This is a genomic window from Actinomycetospora chlora, assembly GCF_039542135.1.
GTDB lineage: Bacteria > Actinomycetota > Actinomycetes > Mycobacteriales > Pseudonocardiaceae > Actinomycetospora > Actinomycetospora chlora.
Genome location: NZ_BAABHO010000026.1, coordinates 17,934 through 35,245, shown reverse-complemented (window position 1 = coordinate 35,245; position 17,312 = coordinate 17,934). Strand labels below are relative to the sequence as shown.

The following is a 17,312-nucleotide window of genomic DNA, read 5'->3' as shown; positions in this document are numbered from 1 at the left end:
CACTGCTCGGTGTTGCAGTGTCCCGCGGCCCGGTGTCCGCCGGGGCGTGCACCGTCGACTCCGACCCCGAGGGGCGCCGGCTGGTGCCGCCGGACCGTGGTTGATCGCAGGTTAGACGCCCCCGGGGCGCCGGGGGGCTTCTCACCCGTCCGACGGCCCGTCGGCGCGTCGCGGCCACTCGCGGTGATCGGCTCCCCTCCCGAGCAGGGCATCTCCTCCCGCCGGGGACCGCGGCCGGTGACCGGACGCGTCCGGTGCGGTGCGTGCCGGCCCGGTCGCGGTGCGAGACTGCGCCGGCGTCGTCGACGGGGGGAGGGGTCCGGTGCGGTGGATGGTGACCGGCGCGGGGGGCGCGCTCGGCTCGGACCTGGTCGCCCTGCTCACCGCCCCCGGGGCTCCGCCGACCGACTCCGTGGTCGCCCTGGCCCGCGCCGACCTCGACGTCACCGACGACGGGGCGGTGCGCGGTGCGGTGCGTGCGTGGGCCGGAGCGGGCGAGGGCCCGGCCGTCCTGGTCAACGCCGCGGCGTACACGGCGGTCGACCGCGCCGAGACCGACCCCGACGCCGCCGCGGCGGCGTGGGCCGCCAACGCGGACGCCCCCGGGCTGCTGGCGCGGGCCTGCGCGGAGGTCGGCGCGGCGATGGTGCACGTCTCCACCGACTACGTGCTGGGCCCGCTGCCCGACGGGGTGCGTCGCCCGCTCGAGCCGGGCGACCCGCTCGGGCCGCAGGGCGTGTACGCCCGCAGCAAGCTCGCCGGGGAGGAGCGCGTCCGGGCGGCGCTGCCCGACGCCCACCACGTCGTGCGCACCGCCTGGGTCTACGGCGCGACGGGCGCCAACTTCGTGCGCACCATGGCCCGCCTCGCCCGCGAGCGCGACACCCTCGACGTCGTCGACGACCAGCACGGGTCCCCGACGTGGTCGGCCGACCTGGCGGCGGGCCTCGTCGCGCTGGCCCGCTCGCCGGCCCCGGCCGGGACGCGCCACGCCGCCGGGGGCGGGGCGACGACGTGGTGCGGGCTCGCGCGCGCGGTGTTCGCCGAGCTCGGTGCCGACCCGGAGCGGGTGCGTCCCTGCGACACCGCGGCCTTCCCCCGCCCGGCGCCGCGGCCGGCGTGGTCGGTGCTCGGCGACGCGTCCTGGCGGGCCGCCGGGCTCGCCCCGCTACCACCGTGGCGGGACGCGCTGCACGCGGCCGTCACCCGCCATCCGGACTTGCTGCTGGGCTGAACGGCCCAACCGAGAATCTCATCCGTGTGATTCCCGTGTCCTAGGGACACCCTCGTGCGTTGAGCGGTCATGGCTGTGGAGACGGTGCTCCTCGCGCTGCTCGGGCTGGTCGCCGTGTGGTTGCTGATCGACGCCGGGCGGGAACGCCACCGGCTGCGCGCCCGGGTGGCCCGTGACGAGCGGTTCCAGCTCGAGCACTGCCGCGCCGCGCGGCGCGAGGCCCGGGTGGCCCGGACGGTGTCCCCGGCGGCCTCGCCGGACGCGTGGCGCTACTGGCCGCTGACCCTGCCGTCGGTCGACGACGGGTCCAGCGGACCCCGCCTCTAGCCGTTCCGCGCCCCCCGGCGTCCGCGCGGCGGTGTCCCGCGGTGGCCGGGCGGCGCACACTGCCCCGATGACGGAGCAGGCCGCGGCCGGGCCGACCGAGGCGACCGAGGCGACCGGGTCCTCCGCCGGGACCCACGCCGAGCGGGGCACCGAGCCGGACGTCGGCACGCCGGTCCCGGAGCCGCTCTGCGACCAGGCCCGCGCGCTGCCCGCCGAGCGCGTCGACGAGCGCGTCGACCTGCTGCGCCGCGCCCTGGCCAGCCGCGAGCCCTCGGCGCCGGGCCTGCTCGCGCACGCCCACCTCGACCGCGGTGAGCGGTTCGAGGCGATCGACGTCCTGACCCCGCCGGTCATGACCCGGCGCGAGAGCGCCCTGGCCGGGCTGCTGGGCGAGACGCTCGCCGCGATCGGCGACCACGACAGCGCCGAGGCCGCGTTCCTCGTCGGCCTCGACGGCGGCGACGCGGCCGCGACCAACGACTACGGCGTCTTCCTGCGCGGGCGCGGCCGCACCCAGGAGGCGCAGTACGTGCTCGACCGCGCGGTGCGCCTCGGCGACGACCTCGCCCCCCTCAACCTCGTCGCGCTGCACCTCGAGGAGCTCGACGACCCGCTCACGGCCACCGACCTCGCGGAGGGGTTCCTCGACGAGGGCCGTCCCGCGACGCTGCTCGCGCTCGCCGACTGCCGCCTCGCGGCCGGGCGCGTCGACGAGGCCGCCGACCTCTACCGCCGCGCGGCCGAGGCGGGCGCACCGTGCGCCCACATCTACTACGGCTGGTTCCTGCGCGACCGCCGCGAGGACGTCGCCGGCGCCGAGGAGCAGCTGCGCCGCGCCCACGAGGTCGGCGAGCCCGGCGCGCCGTTCCACCTCGGGCGGTTCCTGTTCGACGCGGGCCGCCACGACGAGGCGCAGCCGTTCCTCGAGGACGCCGCCTGGCGCGGCGACCCCGACGCCGCGGCCCTGCTCGAGGCGGAGTACCGCGGCCTGGTCGACGAGTGGGACGACTGAACGGTCACAATGCCGGTGTGCCCGACCTGCCCGAGCTGGCCGTCGTCTGCGTGACCTACTCCCCGGGGGAGGAGCTCGCCGAGTTCCTCTCCTCGCTGGACAAGGCGACCGCCCGCCCGTACCGCGTCGTGCTGGCCGACAACGGCTCCACCGACGGCGCCCCGGAGGCCGCCGCGGCCGCCGACGACCGCGTCGAGCTGCTCCGCATCGGGGAGAACGTCGGCTACGGGGCCGCCGCCAACCGGGCGGTCGCGGGACTGCCCGCCGGGATCGGGTGGGTGCTCGTCGCCAACCCCGACATCGTCTTCGGGCCGGGCTCGCTCGACGCGCTGGTCGACGCGGGCGCCCGCTGGCCGCGGGCGGGCGGGCTCGGGCCGCTGATCCGCACCGGCGGGGAGGTCTACCCGTCGGCGCGGTTGCAGCCGTCGCTGGGTCGCGGGGTCGGGCACGCGCTGTTCGCCGCGGTGTGGCCGGAGAACCCGTGGACCCGCTCCTACCGCCAGGAGGGCGCGGTCACCGAGCGGACGGCCGGGTGGCTGTCCGGCTCGTGCCTGCTGCTGCGGCGCGAGGCCTGGGAGTCGGTGGACGGGTTCGACCCGCGCTACTTCATGTACTTCGAGGACGTCGACCTCGGCGACCGACTCGGCCGCGCCGGGTGGCTCAACGTGTACGTCCCGGACGCGGAGGTCGTGCACACCGGCGGGCACGCCACCGACCGCGACGCCCCCACCTCGGCCCGCATGCTCGCCGAGCACCACCGCAGCGCCTACCGCTTCCTGGCCGACCGCTACCGCGGCGCGCGCTGGGCCCCGCTGCGCCTGGCCCTGCGGGCCGGGCTCGGCCTGCGCGCCCGCACGGGGGTGCGCGCGGCGCCCGGCTCGGAGCCCTACGGCGGCGGCGCGACCGCCCGCCCGAGGTAGCCGAGGACGAGCGCGGTCACCTCGTCGGCGAAGGTGTCGCGGTCGAGCGGCGGCCCCTCGAGGACGTAGCCGACGGCGAGGCTCTCGACGGTGCGCACCAGCAGCCACGCGACCGTCGCCGGCGGGTGCGGCAGCTCGCGGCCGTAGCGGGCGACGAGCGTGCTGGTCAGCAGCGCGTCCACGCGGCGGGCGAAGGCGGCGCGGCGGTCGTCGCCCGCGCGGGGCAGGCGCTGCGCCACCGCCCGCAACAGCGCCGGGTGCTCGCCGAGCGCGTCGACCAGGGCGAGCACCACGCGCCGCACGGCCCGCGCCGGGTCCCTCTCGCCCACGGTCTCCACGAAGCTGCGGGTGACCCGCTCCTCGAGGTCGTCGGCGTAGCGGGTCACCACCTCGTCGAGCACGGCCTCCTTGTCCGGGAAGTACTGGTACAGCGAGCCGGGGCTGATGCCCGCCGCGGCCGCGACGTGGTTGGTGGTCAGGCCCTCGACGCCGCGCTCGAGGAGCACCGCGCGCCCCGCCACGACGATCCGCTCGACCGTGTCGCGCGAGCGCTCCTGCTGCGGGCGCCGCCGGCGGCGCGGGGCCGTCAAGCGCCCGGCAGGAACGCGAGTTGAAAGCGAGCAGGAACTCGTCTCAGCATGGTCCGCATGGTGGCACGCGAGCAGCTGGAGCCCTACCCGCGCCGGTTCCGCGCCGCACCCGAGCGCAACCGCCGGATCGCCCGCCCGCTGGGCCTCGCCGGCCGCGTGCGGACGGTCGACGAGGACCTGCTCGACGCCATCGGGCGGCGGATGTCCGCCCGCGATGAGGTGGGCGCCGACCTCGCCGCGGCCATGAGCCGGCCGCGCACCGACCCGGACCGCGTGACGATGGCGGCGTTCCACCGGGCGCTCGCCTCGCCGGGTGCGCCGACCGGGAACAGCGCCCTGGACCGGTTCCTCGCCGCGGTCGAGGCCACCCCGGGCTGGGTCGACCCGGCGCTGGTCGAGCGGGGCGGGCGGGCGCTGCGGCGCATGGGCCGCACGCTCGACGACGTCCTGCTCACGCTCTCGCTCATCGGCGGCTACCGCTTCGGTGGGCCGGCCGACCTCCTCGTCGCCACCGGCGGGCTCACCGGCTCCACGGCGATGCGCCGTCTCGGCGAGACCGAGGAGTGGGCCCGCGCGCTCATCGCCCCCGGCGGGCTGCGCCGCGACGGCGAGGGCTGGCGCCTCACGGTGCACGTGCGCGCGATGCACGCCCTGGTCAACCGCCGATTCGAGACCAACGGCCGGTGGGACGTCGGGCACTGGGGCCTGCCGGTCAACCAGGCCGACCAGGCGGCGACGCTCGGGCTGTTCAACAGCACCGGCCTGCTCGGCGTGCGCGCGCTCGGCTGGGTGGTGACCCCGGCCGAGTCCCGCGCGGTGATGCACCTGTGGCGCTACGTCGGCTGGCTCATGGGCGTGGACGACGACTTCCTGTTCGACACCGAGCGCGCCCAGAACCACTTCCTCTACCACGTGCTGCTGGCGCAGGACGACGTCACGCCGGCCGGCCCGGCGCTGGCCCGGGCACTCGTCGACGGGCAGCACACCGCGTGGCGGCGCCGTCGGCTGCTCGGGCTCCTGCGCTGGTTCCTCGGCCGCGAGGGCCTGCGCGACCTCGGCCTGCCGACGGCGCTGCCCTGGCCGGTGCCCGGCATCGTCCTGGGCAACCTCGTGCGCTCGGTCCTCGTCGCCCGCGTCCCCGCCGGCCGCCGGTGGCTCGAGCGGGCCGGCGACGCCTGGACCCGCGGCGAGATCGCCCGCCGCTTCGCCGGCGCCCGCCCCGGGGTGGCGCCGCTCCCGGACTGACCGGCCGGAGCTGGTCTCGCGCTCTCCGAGCGAGGGGCACCGTCGCTCGGGTAGACGGGCGAGGGGCGCCCCTCGCCGGAACCGCAGGTCGCGCCTCCTCGCATGTGCAACTCACCAGTTGCGTCGAGCCGCGCCGACGTGCAACTCTAGAGTTGCACCGACGACGACCCGGAGGCCACCGTGACCGCTCCACCGCTGACCGACCGCGCCACCTACGAGGCCGCCGTGGCGGACCTCCGCGTCCGGGAGAAGGCCCACACCCACGAGGGCGACGCGATCGCCGCGGCACGGCGGCGCCTGCCCGCGGTGGAGGTCGACCCGGCGACGCCGCTGGTCGGGGCGCAGGGGCCGACGACGCTGCTCGACGCGTTCGAGGGCCGCCGGCAGCTGATCGCCTACTACTTCATGTGGTACCCGGGCGCCGCCGCGGCCGACCAGTGCGAGGGCTGCACCTGGATCACCAGCCACACCGGGGAGCTCTCCTACCTGCACTCGCGCGGCATCACCTACGCCACGTTCTGCCAGGGCCCCTACGCCGAGAGCGCCCGCTACCGCGACTTCATGGGCTGGGACGTGCCCTGGTACTCCGCCGACGGCTCCCTCGACGCCCTGCTGCCCCCGCCCAAGCAGCCCGGTCTCATGCACCTCGTCTGCTACCTGCGCGAGGGCGACCGCGTGCTCGAGACGTGGTGGACCACCCGCCGCGGCGTCGAGGCCGTCGACCAGAGCTACCGCCTCATGGACCTGACGGTCTTCGGCCGCCAGGAGCCGTGGGAGGACGGCCCACCCGGCCGGCCCGCCGCCTGCACCCACCAGCGCACCGACGCCGGTGCGCCCGACTGGCCGCCGGTCGCGTCGTGGCCCGGCGGGCGCCCGATCCCGCAGTGGCCCCGGCTCGACGCCGGGCACGACGACGACCTCACCGGGGCGCGGTCGTGAGCGACGACCTCCGGGCGGCCCACGGCGCCCTGCTCGCCGCCGCGGAGACGGTCGCCGGCGGCCCGACCGTCGCGCCGCCCCCCGGCGAGTGGGACGCCGAACGGGTCCTCGCCCACGTCGCCCTGGTCACCGGCGCCACGCTCGCGACCGTCGCCGCCGTCGCGGCCGGGGCGCACGCCACCTACGACAACCGGATCGCCCACGACCCCTGGACGCTCGACCGCGTCGCCGGGCTCGCGGGCGGCCCGGCCGGGCTGCGGGAACGTGTGCGCCGGCACGGCGAGGCGCTCGAGCTCGCCGTCCGCCCCCTGGGCGCCGCCGAGCTCGCCACGCCCGTGCCGACGCGGCTGCTCTCGCACGGGCAGGTGCTGGTGGACCAGGCGCTGCCGCTGGGGGACATCGTCACCGGGCTCGCCGACGTCGAGCTGCCCGGCCACACGCAGCAGCTGCTGGCGCTGCGGGCGGCCTGAGCGCGGCTCAGCGGCCGAACAGCCGGCGCCACCACGGGCGCCGCGGCTCCGCGGCCGGGGTCTCGTCCGGCTCGGCGGCGCCACCGCGGGCGGGCCCCGGGCCGCCCGGGAACGGGTTGGCCGGGAACGGCGAGGTGCCGGGGTGCGCCCGCTCGCGCGCGTCGAGGCGCACGGTGCGCGCGTCGTCGGGGTCGTCCGGGCCGGGGCGCGGGCGGCCGTTCCCGTTGCGGGTGGCCCCGTCGTCGGCGCGGTGGCGCGGGTGGCCGTTGCGCTGGGGGATCCGCTGCGTCAGGTCCGGGTCCGCGCCGCTGCGGGCGGCCAGGCCGTGGGGGAGCACCGTGGTGCTCGAGGCGTCGAAGGGGGAGACCGCGGTGTCGGGCGTGATGACGTCCTCGTCACGCTCCGTGGCCCGCTGGTGGGCGTGCGCGATGGCCTCCTGCGCACGATCCCACGCATTCGAGCCCACAGCGCCCTCCTGCTCCATCCCCCGACGGGCGGGCCTTGCCGGGGTCGGGCCGCCGGACCGCCCCGGGAGGGTCCACACTATCGCCCTCGGTCACGATTCGTCATCGACGTGGGGGGTCACGCATGGTGCAGACAGGGGACGGTGGAGCCGTGCCGGCGGTGATCGACCCGTCGCGCACGGCCGCGGTGGTGCTCGTCGGCGGCCAGGGCAGCCGGCTGCGCCCGCTCACCCTCACCACCCCGAAGCCCATGCTGCCGACGGCCGGGGTGCCGTTCCTGGCGCACCTGCTCTCGCGGATCGCCGCGGCCGGCATCCGGAAGGTCGTGCTCGGCACCGCGTACCGGGCCGAGGTGTTCGAGGGCTTCCTCGGCGCCGGCTCGTCCCCGGCCCTGGCGAGCCTCGACCTCGCGTGCTGCCCCGAGCCCGAGCCGATGGGCACCGGTGGAGGCATCCGCTTCGCGGCGAGCGCGCTCGGGCCGGAGTACGACGAGGTCGTCGTGTTCAACGGCGACATCCTCTCCGGCGTCGACGTCCGCGCGGTGGTCGCCGAGCACCGCGCCGCGGCGGCCGACGCGACGCTGCACCTCGTCCGCGTGCCCGACCCGACCGCGTTCGGGTGCGTCCCCACCGACGCCGACGGCCGGGTGACCGCCTTCCTCGAGAAGACGCTCGCGCCGCCGACCGACCAGGTCAACGCCGGCTGCTACGTGTTCCGCCGCGAGGTGCTCGACGCGATCCCGGCCGGCCGCCCGGTCTCGGTGGAGCGCGAGACCTTCCCCGGCCTGCTCGAGCGCGGCGCGCGGCTGCAGGGCCACGTCGAGTCGTCGTACTGGCTCGACCTCGGCACGCCCGCGTCGTTCGTGCGCGGCAGCGCCGACCTCGTCCAGGGCGCCGCGCCCACCGCGGCCCTGCCCGGGCCGGTCGGGACCGCGCTGCTGCTGCCCGGGGCGAAGGTGGCGACGTCGGCGTCGCTCACCGACGGCACGACGGTGGGCGCCGACGTGCAGATCGGCGAGGGCAGCCGGGTGTCCGGCTCGGTGCTCATGGACGGCGCGCGGATCGGCGACGGGGCGCTCGTCGAGCGCTCGGTGATCGGGCCGGCGGCGACGATCGGCGACGAGACGGTGGTGCGCGACGCCGTGGTCGGCGACGGCGCCTCGATCGGCGCGTCGTGCGAGCTGCTGGCCGGCGTGCGGATCTGGCCCGGTCTCGTCGTCCCGGACGGCGGTCTGCGATTCTCGGGTGGTGCCTGAGGTCGCGGACGCGGAGCGCAGCGGAGCCGGACCCTCGAGGCTGACCGTCGCGGCCCCGGCCGCCGAGCGGACCTGGCGGCCCGACTTCGTCCTCGACGTCCGGGCGCTGCTCGCGCCGCTGCGTCGCGGGCGTGGTGATCCGACGTTCCACACGGAGGTGGACGGGGACGGCGAGCTCTGGCGGGCGACGCCCACCCCGGAGGGTCCGGCGACGCTCGCGCTGTCCCGCCGCGACGGGGTCGTGCGGGCGCGGGCGTGGGGGCCGGGCGCGGCGTGGGTCGTCGACGGCGTCCCCGCGCTGCTCGGGGCCGAGGACGACGACGCGGGCTTCGTGGGGCACCACCCCCTGGTCGCCGAGACCCGCCGCCGCATGCCGGGCCTGCGCCTCGGCGCGACGCGCACGGTGTGGGACCAGCTGATGCCCGCGATCCTCGAGCAGAAGGTCACCGGCACCGAGGCGCGCCGCTCGTGGCGCGAGCTGTGCTGGCGCTTCGGCGAGGACGCGCCCGGCCCGACGCCGCGGCCGATGAAGCTCCCACCGACCCCGCGGCGCATCCGCGAGGTGCCGGACTGGGAGTGGCACAAGGCCGGCGTCGACCAGAGCCGCCGCCGCGCCATCCTCGCCTGCGCCACCGTCGCGCACCGTCTGGAGAAGGCCGCCGAGCTGCGCGGCGAGGCCGGGCGCGCGCTGCTGATGAAGGTGCCCGGCGTCGGGGTGTGGACCGCGGCCGAGGTCGCCCAGCGCTCGTGGGGCGACCCGGACGCCGTCAGCGTCGGCGACTTCCACATCCCCTCGACCGTCGGCTGGGCGCTGGTGGGCCGCAAGCTCGACGACGACGGCATGCTCGAGGTGCTCGCCTGCTACGCGCCGCAGCGCCAGCGGGCCGTGCGCTACATCGAGGCGTCGGGCTTCCGCCGGCCCCGGTTCGGGCCGCGGTTCTCGCCGAAGGACTACCGCAGCTACTGAGCCAGCGCCCGCCCGAACGCGACGGACTCCGGCAGGTCGGCCAGCGGCCACCAGGCCAGGTCCAGGGACTCGTCGCTGATCTCCTCGACCGCCCCGGCGGGGGCGTGGGCCAGGAAGCGCACGTCGAGGTGGCGGGTGGGGACGCCGAGCGAGCAGGTCAGGGCGTGGACCTCGACGTGCACGGGCTCGGGGTCGACGGTCAGGCCCGGGATGCCGGACTCCTCGGTCGCCTCGCGCAGCGCGGCCCCGGCGAGGGTCGTGTCGCCGGGCTCGATGTGCCCGCCGAGCTGCACCCACGTGCCGATCCGCGGGTGCAGGGTCAGCAGGGCGTGCCCGCCCGCGGCGTCGAGCACCAGCGCGGACGCCGTGAGGTGGCCCGGCGCGCAGGCCCGCGCGCAGGCGTCCGGACGGGCGGCCAGGTACGACAGCAGGGCCTGCCGCACCGAGTCGAGCTCCCGCGACGCCGGGCGCCAGCGGTCGAGGACGGCGGACGCGTCGGCGTGCACGGCCGCCGTGGACACCGCGGCGCGGGTGGTCGAGGCGAGCGTCTCGTCCATCAGATCTCCACCCAGCGCTCGTCGACCGCGAGCTCACCGCGCCGTGGCGGCGCCGCGGCCGGGTGCCCGACGGCGACGGCGCCCAGCGGCTCCCAGTCCGCCGGCAGCGCGAGCACGTCGCGGACGACGTCGGCGGCGAAGATCGTCGAGGAGATCCAGCACGACCCGAGGCCCTCGGCGGCGAGGGCGACGAGCAGGCCCTGCACCGCGGCGCCGCCGGCGACGGTGAACATCGTGTGCTCGGCGGCGGCGCGCCGCTCGTCGGGGTAGGGGTGGGCGCCGTCGGGCACGAGGAACGGCAGCACGACCTCGGGGGCGGTGCGCAGGATGTCGCCGCGGGCCACGCGCCGGGCCACGGAGTCCTCGCCGAACCCGTCGCCGCGCAGGTCGGCGCGCCAGGCGTCGGCCATGGCGTCGAGCAGCCGCGTGCGCACCTCCGGCGAGGTCAGGTGCACGAGGCGCACCGGCCGGGTGTGGTGCGGGGCGGGCGCGGTGAGGGCGGCCGCCCCGGCGCGGCGCAGCGCGCCCGGGTCGACGGGGTCGGGGGAGAACGCGCGCACCGACCGCCGGGCCGGCACGGCCTCGCGGCGACCGCGGGCGACGGCCTCCTCGGTCCCCAGCCAGAAGAGGTCCTCCTCGACGGGGCGCACCAGGTCGGCGCCGCGCGCGGTCTCGGAGCGCAGGGCCGCGGGCAGGCCGCGCACCACGGCCACCGGCACCCCGCCGAGCTTGCCCTTGACGAGGTCGGCGGCCGCGGCGACCTCGTCGGCGACGGCGACCTCGGTGACCACCAGCTCGTTGCCCTGCGCGTCGACCGCACCGCCGTAGGCGTGCACGACCTCGAGCCCCGCGGCCCCGATCGCCGCGTCGGTCTGCCCCGTGCGCCAGGTGCGGCCCATGGTGTCGGTGACGACGACGGCGACGTCCACGCCGAGCCGCTCCCGCAGCGCCGCGCGCAGGGCGACCGCCGAGCCGTCCGGGTCCTCGGGCAGCAGGGCCACCTCGTCGCCGGCGACGTTCGAGGCGTCGATCCCCGCCGCGGCCTGCACGATGCCCAGCCGGTTGGCGACGATCTTCGTGCGGCCCTTGGTGGCCAGCAGCCGCACGGTTTCGCGGTCGATGAGCGCGCGACGGGCGGTGTCGCGGGCCTCCGGGTCGGACGGGACGGTGACCAGGCGTCCCTCGACCTTCGACAGCACCTTCGACGTCACCACCAGCACGTCCCCGTCGGCGAGCGCGCCGTCGAGGGCCGTCGCCAGCGCCGCGGCGAGGTCGTCGCCGGGCCGGAACTCGGGCAGGCCGGTGACGCCCCACAGCGTCAGCCCTGAGGAAGCATGATCAAACACCTGCGACCTCGTAGGCCGCGCGGACCATCGCCGCCGTGGTCTCCGAGTCGGTCATCATCAGCGGCACCTCGCGGACCTCCACGCCCGGGACCTCGGCGCCGTCGCCCGGGGCGACCAGCCAGCCGTCGAGCAGCCCGCCGGTGGAGCGCGCGCCGTGGAAGCGCCCGACACCCTCGGCGCTGACCGGGACGTCGACCGCGGCGAGGCAGGCCTCGGCCATGCCGCGCACCGCGTGGCCGTCGACGATCGGCGACACGCCGACGATCTTTCCCGGCGCGGCCGACAGCGCGGGCCGCATGCCCGGCACGTCGACGATCGTGTGGACGCTGACCACCGGGTTCGAGGGCGCCACGAGCACGACGTCGGCGTCGGCGACCGCGGCGAGCGCGTCCGGGCACGCCGTGGCCTGGTCGCGCCCGATCGAGACGAAGGAGTACGCGCGCGGCACCGCGCGGTGGCGCACCCACCACTCCTGGAAGTGGATCGCGCGGCGCGCACCGTCCGTGGGGTCGTCGACGACGACGTGGGTCTCGATGCGGTCGTCGCTGGCCGGGACCAGGTCGACGCCCGGCTGCCAGCGGGCGCACAGCGCCGCCGTGACCTGCGAGAGCGGGTAGCCCGCGCGGAGCATCCGGGTGCGCACGAGGTGGGTGGCCACGTCGCGGTCGCCGAGCCCGAACCACGTCGGGTCGGCCCCGTAGGCCTCGAGCTCCTCGCGCACCGACCACGTCTCCTTGGCGCGGCCCCAGCCCCGCTCGGGGTCGATGCCCTCGCCGAGCGTGTACATGCACGTGTCGAGGTCGGGACACACGCGCAGCCCGTGCATCCAGATGTCGTCGCCGACGTTCACCACCGCGCGGATCTCGTCGCCGGGACCCGCGGCGGCCTTGACGCCCTGCAGGAAGCGGGCGCCCCCGACGCCGCCGACCAGAACGGTGACCTTCATGCCTCCATCGTCCTCCCGTGCGGGCTCACCGCAGCAGGGCGGTGAACTGGGCACTGCCGAGCGCGGCGGCCGTGCCGTCGCCGCCCACGAGCCCGAACACGGCCTGGGCGAGCGCGAACAGCAGCGAGGACGCGCCGGGCAGCAGGAAGAGCAGCAGGATGACGGCGAAGGGCGCGTAGGGCGCGATCCGCGCGGCGCCCACCCGCGTGCGGTACGGCAGGTAGGGGTCGATGACGCCCCACCCGTCGAGCCCGGGGATCGGCAGCAGGTTCAGCACGAACGTCAGCACCTGGATCAGGCCCAGGAACGACAGCGCGGCGGCCAGCGGCAGCGGCGGCGCGGTGAGCGCGACGCCCACCCCGATGACGGCGGCGAGCACCAGGTTCGCGACCGGCCCGGCCAGCGACACGGCGCTGACCGCCGGGCGCGAGCGCAGCGCCGCCCGCTGGATCCACACGGCCCCGCCCGGCAGCGGGATGCCGCCGATGAGCAGGAACAGCAGCGGCAGCACGAGGGTGAGCCCGATGTTGGCGTAGCGGCGGATGTCGAGGGTCAGGTACCCCAGGGCGCGCACCGAGTGGTCGCCGCAGCGGTCGGCGGTCAGCGCGTGGGAGAACTCGTGCAGGCACAGCGACACCGCCCATCCCGCGAGGACGACCAGCACCGTGCCGCCGATGACGGCGCCCCGGGACGGGACCACGGTCAGGGCGCACCCGGCGACGGTCAGGGCGACCAGGACCAGGAAGATGGGGCTGACCGGGGAGCGCAGGCGCGAGCGGGGGGCCACGCTCACCAGTGTGGCCCAGCGGCCGGCGGGCGCTCCGTGGCGCCGTTGCTACGGATAGCGCATGACGCTCACCGCACGTGACGACCGGTCGTCGCGACATGCGGCCACACGGGGCCCCGAGCTTGACCCGGATGGAATCCCACCGGTGTAATTCCTACGCGATGACACGTCGGTGCGGGGCCGACGCCTCGTCCACAGCAGTGGGGGCCGGGGGGTGTCGAGGCGAGGGAGGCGTCGTGAACGGTGCGGAGAGCGGGTCGGTGGTGCTGGGTAGCGGAGTGAACGGACCTGGATCCCAGGTCGGTATGAGGGACGTCCTGTCCGAGCTGGCCATGGTCACCGAGGACGAGCAGGAGTGGCAGGAGCGCGCCCTGTGCGCGCAGACCGACCCCGAGGCGTTCTTCCCCGAGAAGGGCGGGAGCACCCGCGAGGCCAAGCAGATCTGCAACAGCTGCGAGGTCCGCACGGAGTGCCTCGAGTACGCGCTCGGCCACGACGAGCGGTTCGGGATCTGGGGTGGCCTCTCGGAGCGGGAGCGCCGCCGCCTCAAGCGCCGGGCCGTCGACGCGGTCTGACACCCCGCGGGTCGTCGGCCCCGCCGGGGTCCCTACCCTCGGGCCGACGGCAGCGTGGGCGCCCCTCGGGTGGTGGCCCGGGGGGAAGGGACGGCGCGCGTGGCTCGACCCCCGGCGGTGGCGCCGGTCCTCGCCGTCCTCGTCTGCCACGACGGTGAGCCCTGGCTCCCGGAGACGCTCGGGGCGCTCGGACGCCTGACCCGCCGCCCGCGGTGGGTGATCGCGGTCGACACCGGGTCGACCGACGGCACCGCGGCTCTCCTCGCGGCGAGCAACCAGGTCGACGTCGTCCTGCGCATGCCCCGCGACACCGGCTTCGCCGAGGCCGTCCACACCGCGGTCGACGACGCGGACCGCCGCTGGGGACGTCACGCCGACCGGGGGTCCGGCGACTGGCTCTGGGTCCTCCACGACGACGCCGCCCCGGCCCCCGACTGCCTCGGGGTCCTGCTCTCGGTCGCCGACGCCTCCCCGTCGGCGGCGATCCTCGGCCCGCTGTGCCTCGACTGGGACGACCCGCGGCTCGTCGTCGAGGCCGGCGTCTCCATCGACGCGTCGGGCACCCGGCAGACCGGTATCGGCGCCGACGAGCTCGACCTCGGCCAGTTCGCCACCAACTCCGAGGTCCTCGCCGTCGGCTCGGCCGGCTCCCTCGTGCGCCGCCGCGAGTGGGACTCCCTCGGCGGGTACGACACGGCGCTGGGGCTGCTGCGCGAGGACGTCGACCTCGGCTGGCGGGTCAACCGCGCCGGCGGCCTCGTGCTCTGCGCCCCGTCGGCCCGCCTGCGGCACGCCCGCGCGCTCGCCACCCGGACCCGCACCCTCGACACCGCGGGCGTCGATCCGCGCTACCGGGCCACCGACCGCGCCCACGGCGTGCGGACGTTCCTGGCCAACTGCTCCAGCCCCGCCTTCGTGCTGGGCCTGCTGCGGCTGCCCGTGCTGGCGGTGCTCCGCGCGCTGGGCCTGCTGCTCGTGCGCCGCACCCGCGCCGCGGGCGCCGAGCTCGCGGGCCTGGGACGGGTGCTGGGCTCCGGGCCGGGCATCGCCGACCTCGCCGACGCCCGGCGGCGGCGCAGCACCGGGGCGACGGCCCTGCCCCGCGAGCTGCGGGGCCTGCTGACCAGCCGCACCACCCGCCTGCGCAACGCCGTCCGCGGCGGCCTGACGTCGGTGGTGCGCGGGCGGTTGCGCGAGGAGCTCGACCTCGGCCGGCTGCCGGACTGGGCCGAGCGGGAGTCGCGTGACCAGGGTCTCGAGGGCGGAGGCGAGCGCCGGGCGGTCGTCGGCCCGGACGCGCTGCCCGTGGGCGCCGCGGCCGGTGTGCGCCGGACCCGCCGCACCGCTGGCCTGCGCCGGCCCGGGGAGTCGCTGGCCGTGGCCCTGCCGGGTCCGCGGACGGCCGCCGACGACACCGCGGGCGCCCCCACCGCCGGCCCCGCGGCCGGCCCTGCCGCCCCGTCACCGGCGCCCGCCGGCGTCCGCGTGGAGCCGGAGACCGCGCCGGGCGAGCGGGTGGTCGTCGTCCCCATCACCGCGGGCCGCGTCGCGCGCGAGCTGCTGCTGGCGCCGCCGCTGCTGCTGGTGGTCGGGCTGACGCTGATCTCGCTCGCCACCCAGCGCGCCCGCCTCGGCCTCGGCCTGGCCGGCGGGCGGATCGCCGAGGTCCCGGGGCTGCGCGAGCTGTGGTCGTCGTACCTGGCGTCGTGGCACCCGGTCGCGGGCGGCACCGGGGCACCCGCGGCCGCGGCGCTGGCCGTCGTCGGTGTCCTCGGCGGGCCCGTGGCCCCGCTGGGCGGGCCGCCCGCGGCGGTGTCGCTGCTGCTCGTCGCGGCGCTGCCGCTGGCCGGGCTCTCGGCCTACCTCGCGACGCGCGAGCTGCGGGTCGGGCGCGTCCTGCGCGCGCTCGCCGCCGCCGTCTACGCGCTGCTGGGGATCACCGCCGGCGCCGTCGCGCAGGGCCGCCTCGACGGCGTGGTCGCGGCGGTACTGCTGCCCCTGGTGCTCGCCGGCGTCGTCGCCGTGCTGCGCGGGGTGCGCGTGGCCGGGCGCCGCGGCTCGTGGTGGAGCACCGCGGCCGGCACGGCCCTCGCGCTGGGCGTCGTCGGCGCCTTCGCCCCGCTCGTCTACGCGCTCGTGCTGGTGGTGGTGGTGATCGGGTTCGTCGGCGTCGCCGCACCCCCGCGCGCCGCCGGGCGACGGGCGATGGCGCTGGCGGTCATCGTGGTGCTGCCGGTGCTGCTGCTCCTGCCGTGGCCGGCGGCGCTGCTGTCCGGCCCCGAGATCCTGCTGCACGGCACGGGCGCGCCGGTCGCCGAGCGCTTCGCCTCGCCGCTGGGCATCCTGTCGCTCGACCCGGGCGGGCCGGGCACGCTCCCGTGGGCCGGCCTGCTGCTCGTGGTCCTCGCGGTCGGCGGCGCGCTGGTCGCCCCGCGGCGGGCCGCCGTGCCGGGACTGGCGCTGCTGCTGCTCGGCGTCGTGACGGCGGGCGTGGTCGGGTCGTTCGCGCTGGCCCCGCTCTCCGGTGGCGACCCGCGGCCGGGCTGGACGGGCCCGGCGCTCGCCGTCGCGACCTGCGGGGCGCTGTGGAGCCTGCTGGCGCAGGTCGCGGCCGCCCGCACCGAGCCGCTCGGCCGCCTCATCGGGCGCCGCGACCCCGTCGAGCGGGCCCCCGCCCGCCGCGGCGAGTCCGAGCTGGACCTCGGCGGCGCCGGTCTCGGCGGGCGCCTCGCCGGCGCGGCCGAGCAGGCCGGAGCCGGGATGTCGGGGCTGGCGGGACGGTTGCGTCCGCGCTCCCGCACCGGGGACGACCGCACCCGCGCGCGCGGCGTCGCCGTGCCGGAGGTCGCGACGGCGGTGGCCGTGCTCGCCGTGGTCACCGTGCTGGGCGGCGGCGGGGGACCGCTGGCCGACCGGCCTGCGCCGGCCCTGGCCGCCCCGCTGGCCGCTGACCTGACCCGCGCCGACGCGGGCGTCGTGGTCGTCACCCGCGACGCGGACACCACCCGCCGCGCCGGGCCGACCCTGCCCCGCTACGGCGACGACGACCTCGCCCCGGTCGGGGCGGCGCCCGCCCGCCTGCAGCGCGACGTGCGCGCGCTGCTCTCCGGCGACCCCGCCACCGTGCAGGCCGGCGTGGCCGAGCTGGCCACGGCGGGCACCGGCGCGGTCGTGCTGCCCGACGAGCCGACCGCCCGGATCGTGCGCACCGCGGCGGGCCCGCTGCTCGCCGACGCGCCCCCGACCTCCGACGGCCGCCCCGTGGCCCGGGTCGCGCTGCCGGTCGCGGGCGCGGTGCTGCTCGAGCCGCCGGTCTCCGACGACGCCACCGAGTCCCGCGCGGCCCCGCGCCGCCCGGCGGGCCTCACCGCGGTGCCGTCGGACCTGCCGACCGTGGCCGTGCGCGTGTCCCCGGGCGCCGACCGCCGCCTGCTCGTGCTCGCCGCCGAACAGGAGTCCGGCTGGCGCGCGACCGTCGGCGGGCAGCCGGTCAGCCCGGTCCCGGCCTGGGGCCACCTCGTCGGCGTGCCGGTGCCGCCCGGCGGCGGGGCGGTCGTCGTCGACCGCGACGAGACCGTCCGCCTCCTGCTCCTGCTCCTGCAGCTCGCGCTGGTGCTGTTCACGGCCCTCTCGGCCCTGCCGAGCCGGACCCGGCTGGACTAGCCCCGGCCGGACGGT

At 77.7% G+C, this 17,312-nt stretch carries 17 protein-coding genes; 11 read left to right on the top strand and 6 right to left on the bottom strand.

Annotation, left to right across the window (positions count from 1 at the left end):
* Positions 1-331 precede the first annotated feature (331 nt).
* From rfbD to ABD994_RS16885, 4 genes are all read left to right on the top strand, one after another.
* Positions 332-1,234 carry a dTDP-4-dehydrorhamnose reductase gene (rfbD, locus tag ABD994_RS16900; protein ID WP_345417354.1) on the top strand — a complete coding sequence of 301 codons (903 nt, stop codon included), beginning with the start codon at positions 332-334 and terminating at the stop codon, positions 1,232-1,234.
* A gap of 69 nt (positions 1,235-1,303) precedes the next feature.
* A complete protein-coding gene (locus ABD994_RS16895) occupies positions 1,304-1,561 on the top strand; it encodes a hypothetical protein (protein ID WP_345417213.1) in 258 nt (85 codons plus the stop codon).
* Between the two features lie 67 nt (positions 1,562-1,628).
* Complete coding sequence (locus tag ABD994_RS16890; protein ID WP_345417210.1) at positions 1,629-2,573, top strand: tetratricopeptide repeat protein; 945 nt, start codon at positions 1,629-1,631, stop codon at positions 2,571-2,573.
* 17 nt (positions 2,574-2,590) lie between these two features.
* Positions 2,591-3,493, top strand: coding sequence for a glycosyltransferase family 2 protein (locus ABD994_RS16885; RefSeq protein WP_345417207.1), 903 nt, complete (start codon positions 2,591-2,593; stop codon positions 3,491-3,493).
* On the opposite strand, the gene ABD994_RS16880 is transcribed toward ABD994_RS16885, so the two are convergent.
* Positions 3,460-4,083 carry a TetR/AcrR family transcriptional regulator gene (locus ABD994_RS16880; RefSeq protein ID WP_345417203.1) on the bottom strand — a complete coding sequence of 208 codons (624 nt, stop codon included), beginning with the start codon at positions 4,081-4,083 and terminating at the stop codon, positions 3,460-3,462. The genes ABD994_RS16885 and ABD994_RS16880 overlap by 34 nt on opposite strands.
* A 57-nt stretch (positions 4,084-4,140) precedes the next feature.
* Between ABD994_RS16880 and ABD994_RS16875 the strand changes: the two genes are divergently transcribed.
* The 3 genes from ABD994_RS16875 (at position 4,141) to ABD994_RS16865 (ending at position 6,737) form a co-directional block, all read left to right on the top strand.
* Positions 4,141-5,328, top strand: a complete 1,188-nt coding sequence (locus ABD994_RS16875; protein WP_345417200.1) for an oxygenase MpaB family protein — start codon at positions 4,141-4,143, stop codon at positions 5,326-5,328.
* 180 nt (positions 5,329-5,508) lie between these two features.
* Positions 5,509-6,267 (top strand): DUF899 family protein, encoded by a 759-nt coding sequence (locus ABD994_RS16870; RefSeq protein ID WP_345417197.1) that lies wholly within the window; start codon positions 5,509-5,511, stop codon positions 6,265-6,267.
* On the top strand, positions 6,264-6,737 hold the full coding sequence (locus tag ABD994_RS16865) for a hypothetical protein (protein WP_345417194.1): 474 nt from the start codon (positions 6,264-6,266) through the stop codon (positions 6,735-6,737). Before ABD994_RS16870 ends, ABD994_RS16865 begins: the two co-directional genes overlap by 4 nt.
* A gap of 7 nt (positions 6,738-6,744) precedes the next feature.
* On the opposite strand, the gene ABD994_RS16860 is transcribed toward ABD994_RS16865, so the two are convergent.
* On the bottom strand, positions 6,745-7,203 hold the full coding sequence (locus ABD994_RS16860; protein ID WP_345417191.1) for a hypothetical protein: 459 nt from the start codon (positions 7,201-7,203) through the stop codon (positions 6,745-6,747).
* Positions 7,204-7,361: 158 nt separating this feature from the next.
* Here ABD994_RS16860 and manB point away from each other — a divergent pair, with 158 nt between their 5' ends.
* Positions 7,362-8,456, top strand: a complete 1,095-nt coding sequence (gene manB, locus ABD994_RS16855) for a mannose-1-phosphate guanylyltransferase (protein WP_425550076.1) — start codon at positions 7,362-7,364, stop codon at positions 8,454-8,456.
* Positions 8,457-8,496: 40 nt separating this feature from the next.
* Positions 8,497-9,423: a DNA-3-methyladenine glycosylase family protein gene (locus ABD994_RS16850; protein ID WP_345417351.1), complete on the top strand. Its 927-nt coding sequence runs from the start codon at positions 8,497-8,499 to the stop codon at positions 9,421-9,423.
* Here ABD994_RS16850 and ABD994_RS16845 read toward each other — a convergent pair.
* The 4 genes from ABD994_RS16845 to ABD994_RS16830 are packed head-to-tail and all read right to left on the bottom strand — an operon-like array spanning position 9,417 to position 13,059.
* Entirely contained in the window at positions 9,417-9,980 is a 564-nt protein-coding gene (locus ABD994_RS16845) for an NUDIX hydrolase (protein WP_345417185.1), read from the bottom strand. The two genes, ABD994_RS16850 and ABD994_RS16845, sit on opposite strands and share 7 nt — an antisense overlap.
* Positions 9,980-11,326, bottom strand: coding sequence for a coenzyme F420-0:L-glutamate ligase (locus ABD994_RS16840; protein WP_345417182.1), 1,347 nt, complete (start codon positions 11,324-11,326; stop codon positions 9,980-9,982). The genes ABD994_RS16845 and ABD994_RS16840 overlap by 1 nt, the downstream gene beginning before the upstream one ends.
* Positions 11,319-12,272 carry a 2-phospho-L-lactate transferase gene (gene cofD, locus ABD994_RS16835; RefSeq protein ID WP_345417179.1) on the bottom strand — a complete coding sequence of 318 codons (954 nt, stop codon included), beginning with the start codon at positions 12,270-12,272 and terminating at the stop codon, positions 11,319-11,321. The genes ABD994_RS16840 and cofD overlap by 8 nt, the downstream gene beginning before the upstream one ends.
* A 25-nt stretch (positions 12,273-12,297) precedes the next feature.
* Positions 12,298-13,059 (bottom strand): site-2 protease family protein, encoded by a 762-nt coding sequence (locus ABD994_RS16830; RefSeq protein ID WP_345417176.1) that lies wholly within the window; start codon positions 13,057-13,059, stop codon positions 12,298-12,300.
* Between the two features lie 305 nt (positions 13,060-13,364).
* Here ABD994_RS16830 and ABD994_RS16825 point away from each other — a divergent pair, with 305 nt between their 5' ends.
* Both ABD994_RS16825 and ABD994_RS16820 read left to right on the top strand, forming a co-directional pair.
* Positions 13,365-13,634, top strand: coding sequence for a WhiB family transcriptional regulator (locus ABD994_RS16825; RefSeq protein WP_345417173.1), 270 nt, complete (start codon positions 13,365-13,367; stop codon positions 13,632-13,634).
* 99 nt (positions 13,635-13,733) lie between these two features.
* Positions 13,734-17,297, top strand: a complete 3,564-nt coding sequence (locus ABD994_RS16820) for a glycosyltransferase family 2 protein (protein WP_345417170.1) — start codon at positions 13,734-13,736, stop codon at positions 17,295-17,297.
* Positions 17,298-17,312: the final 15 nt, after the last annotated feature.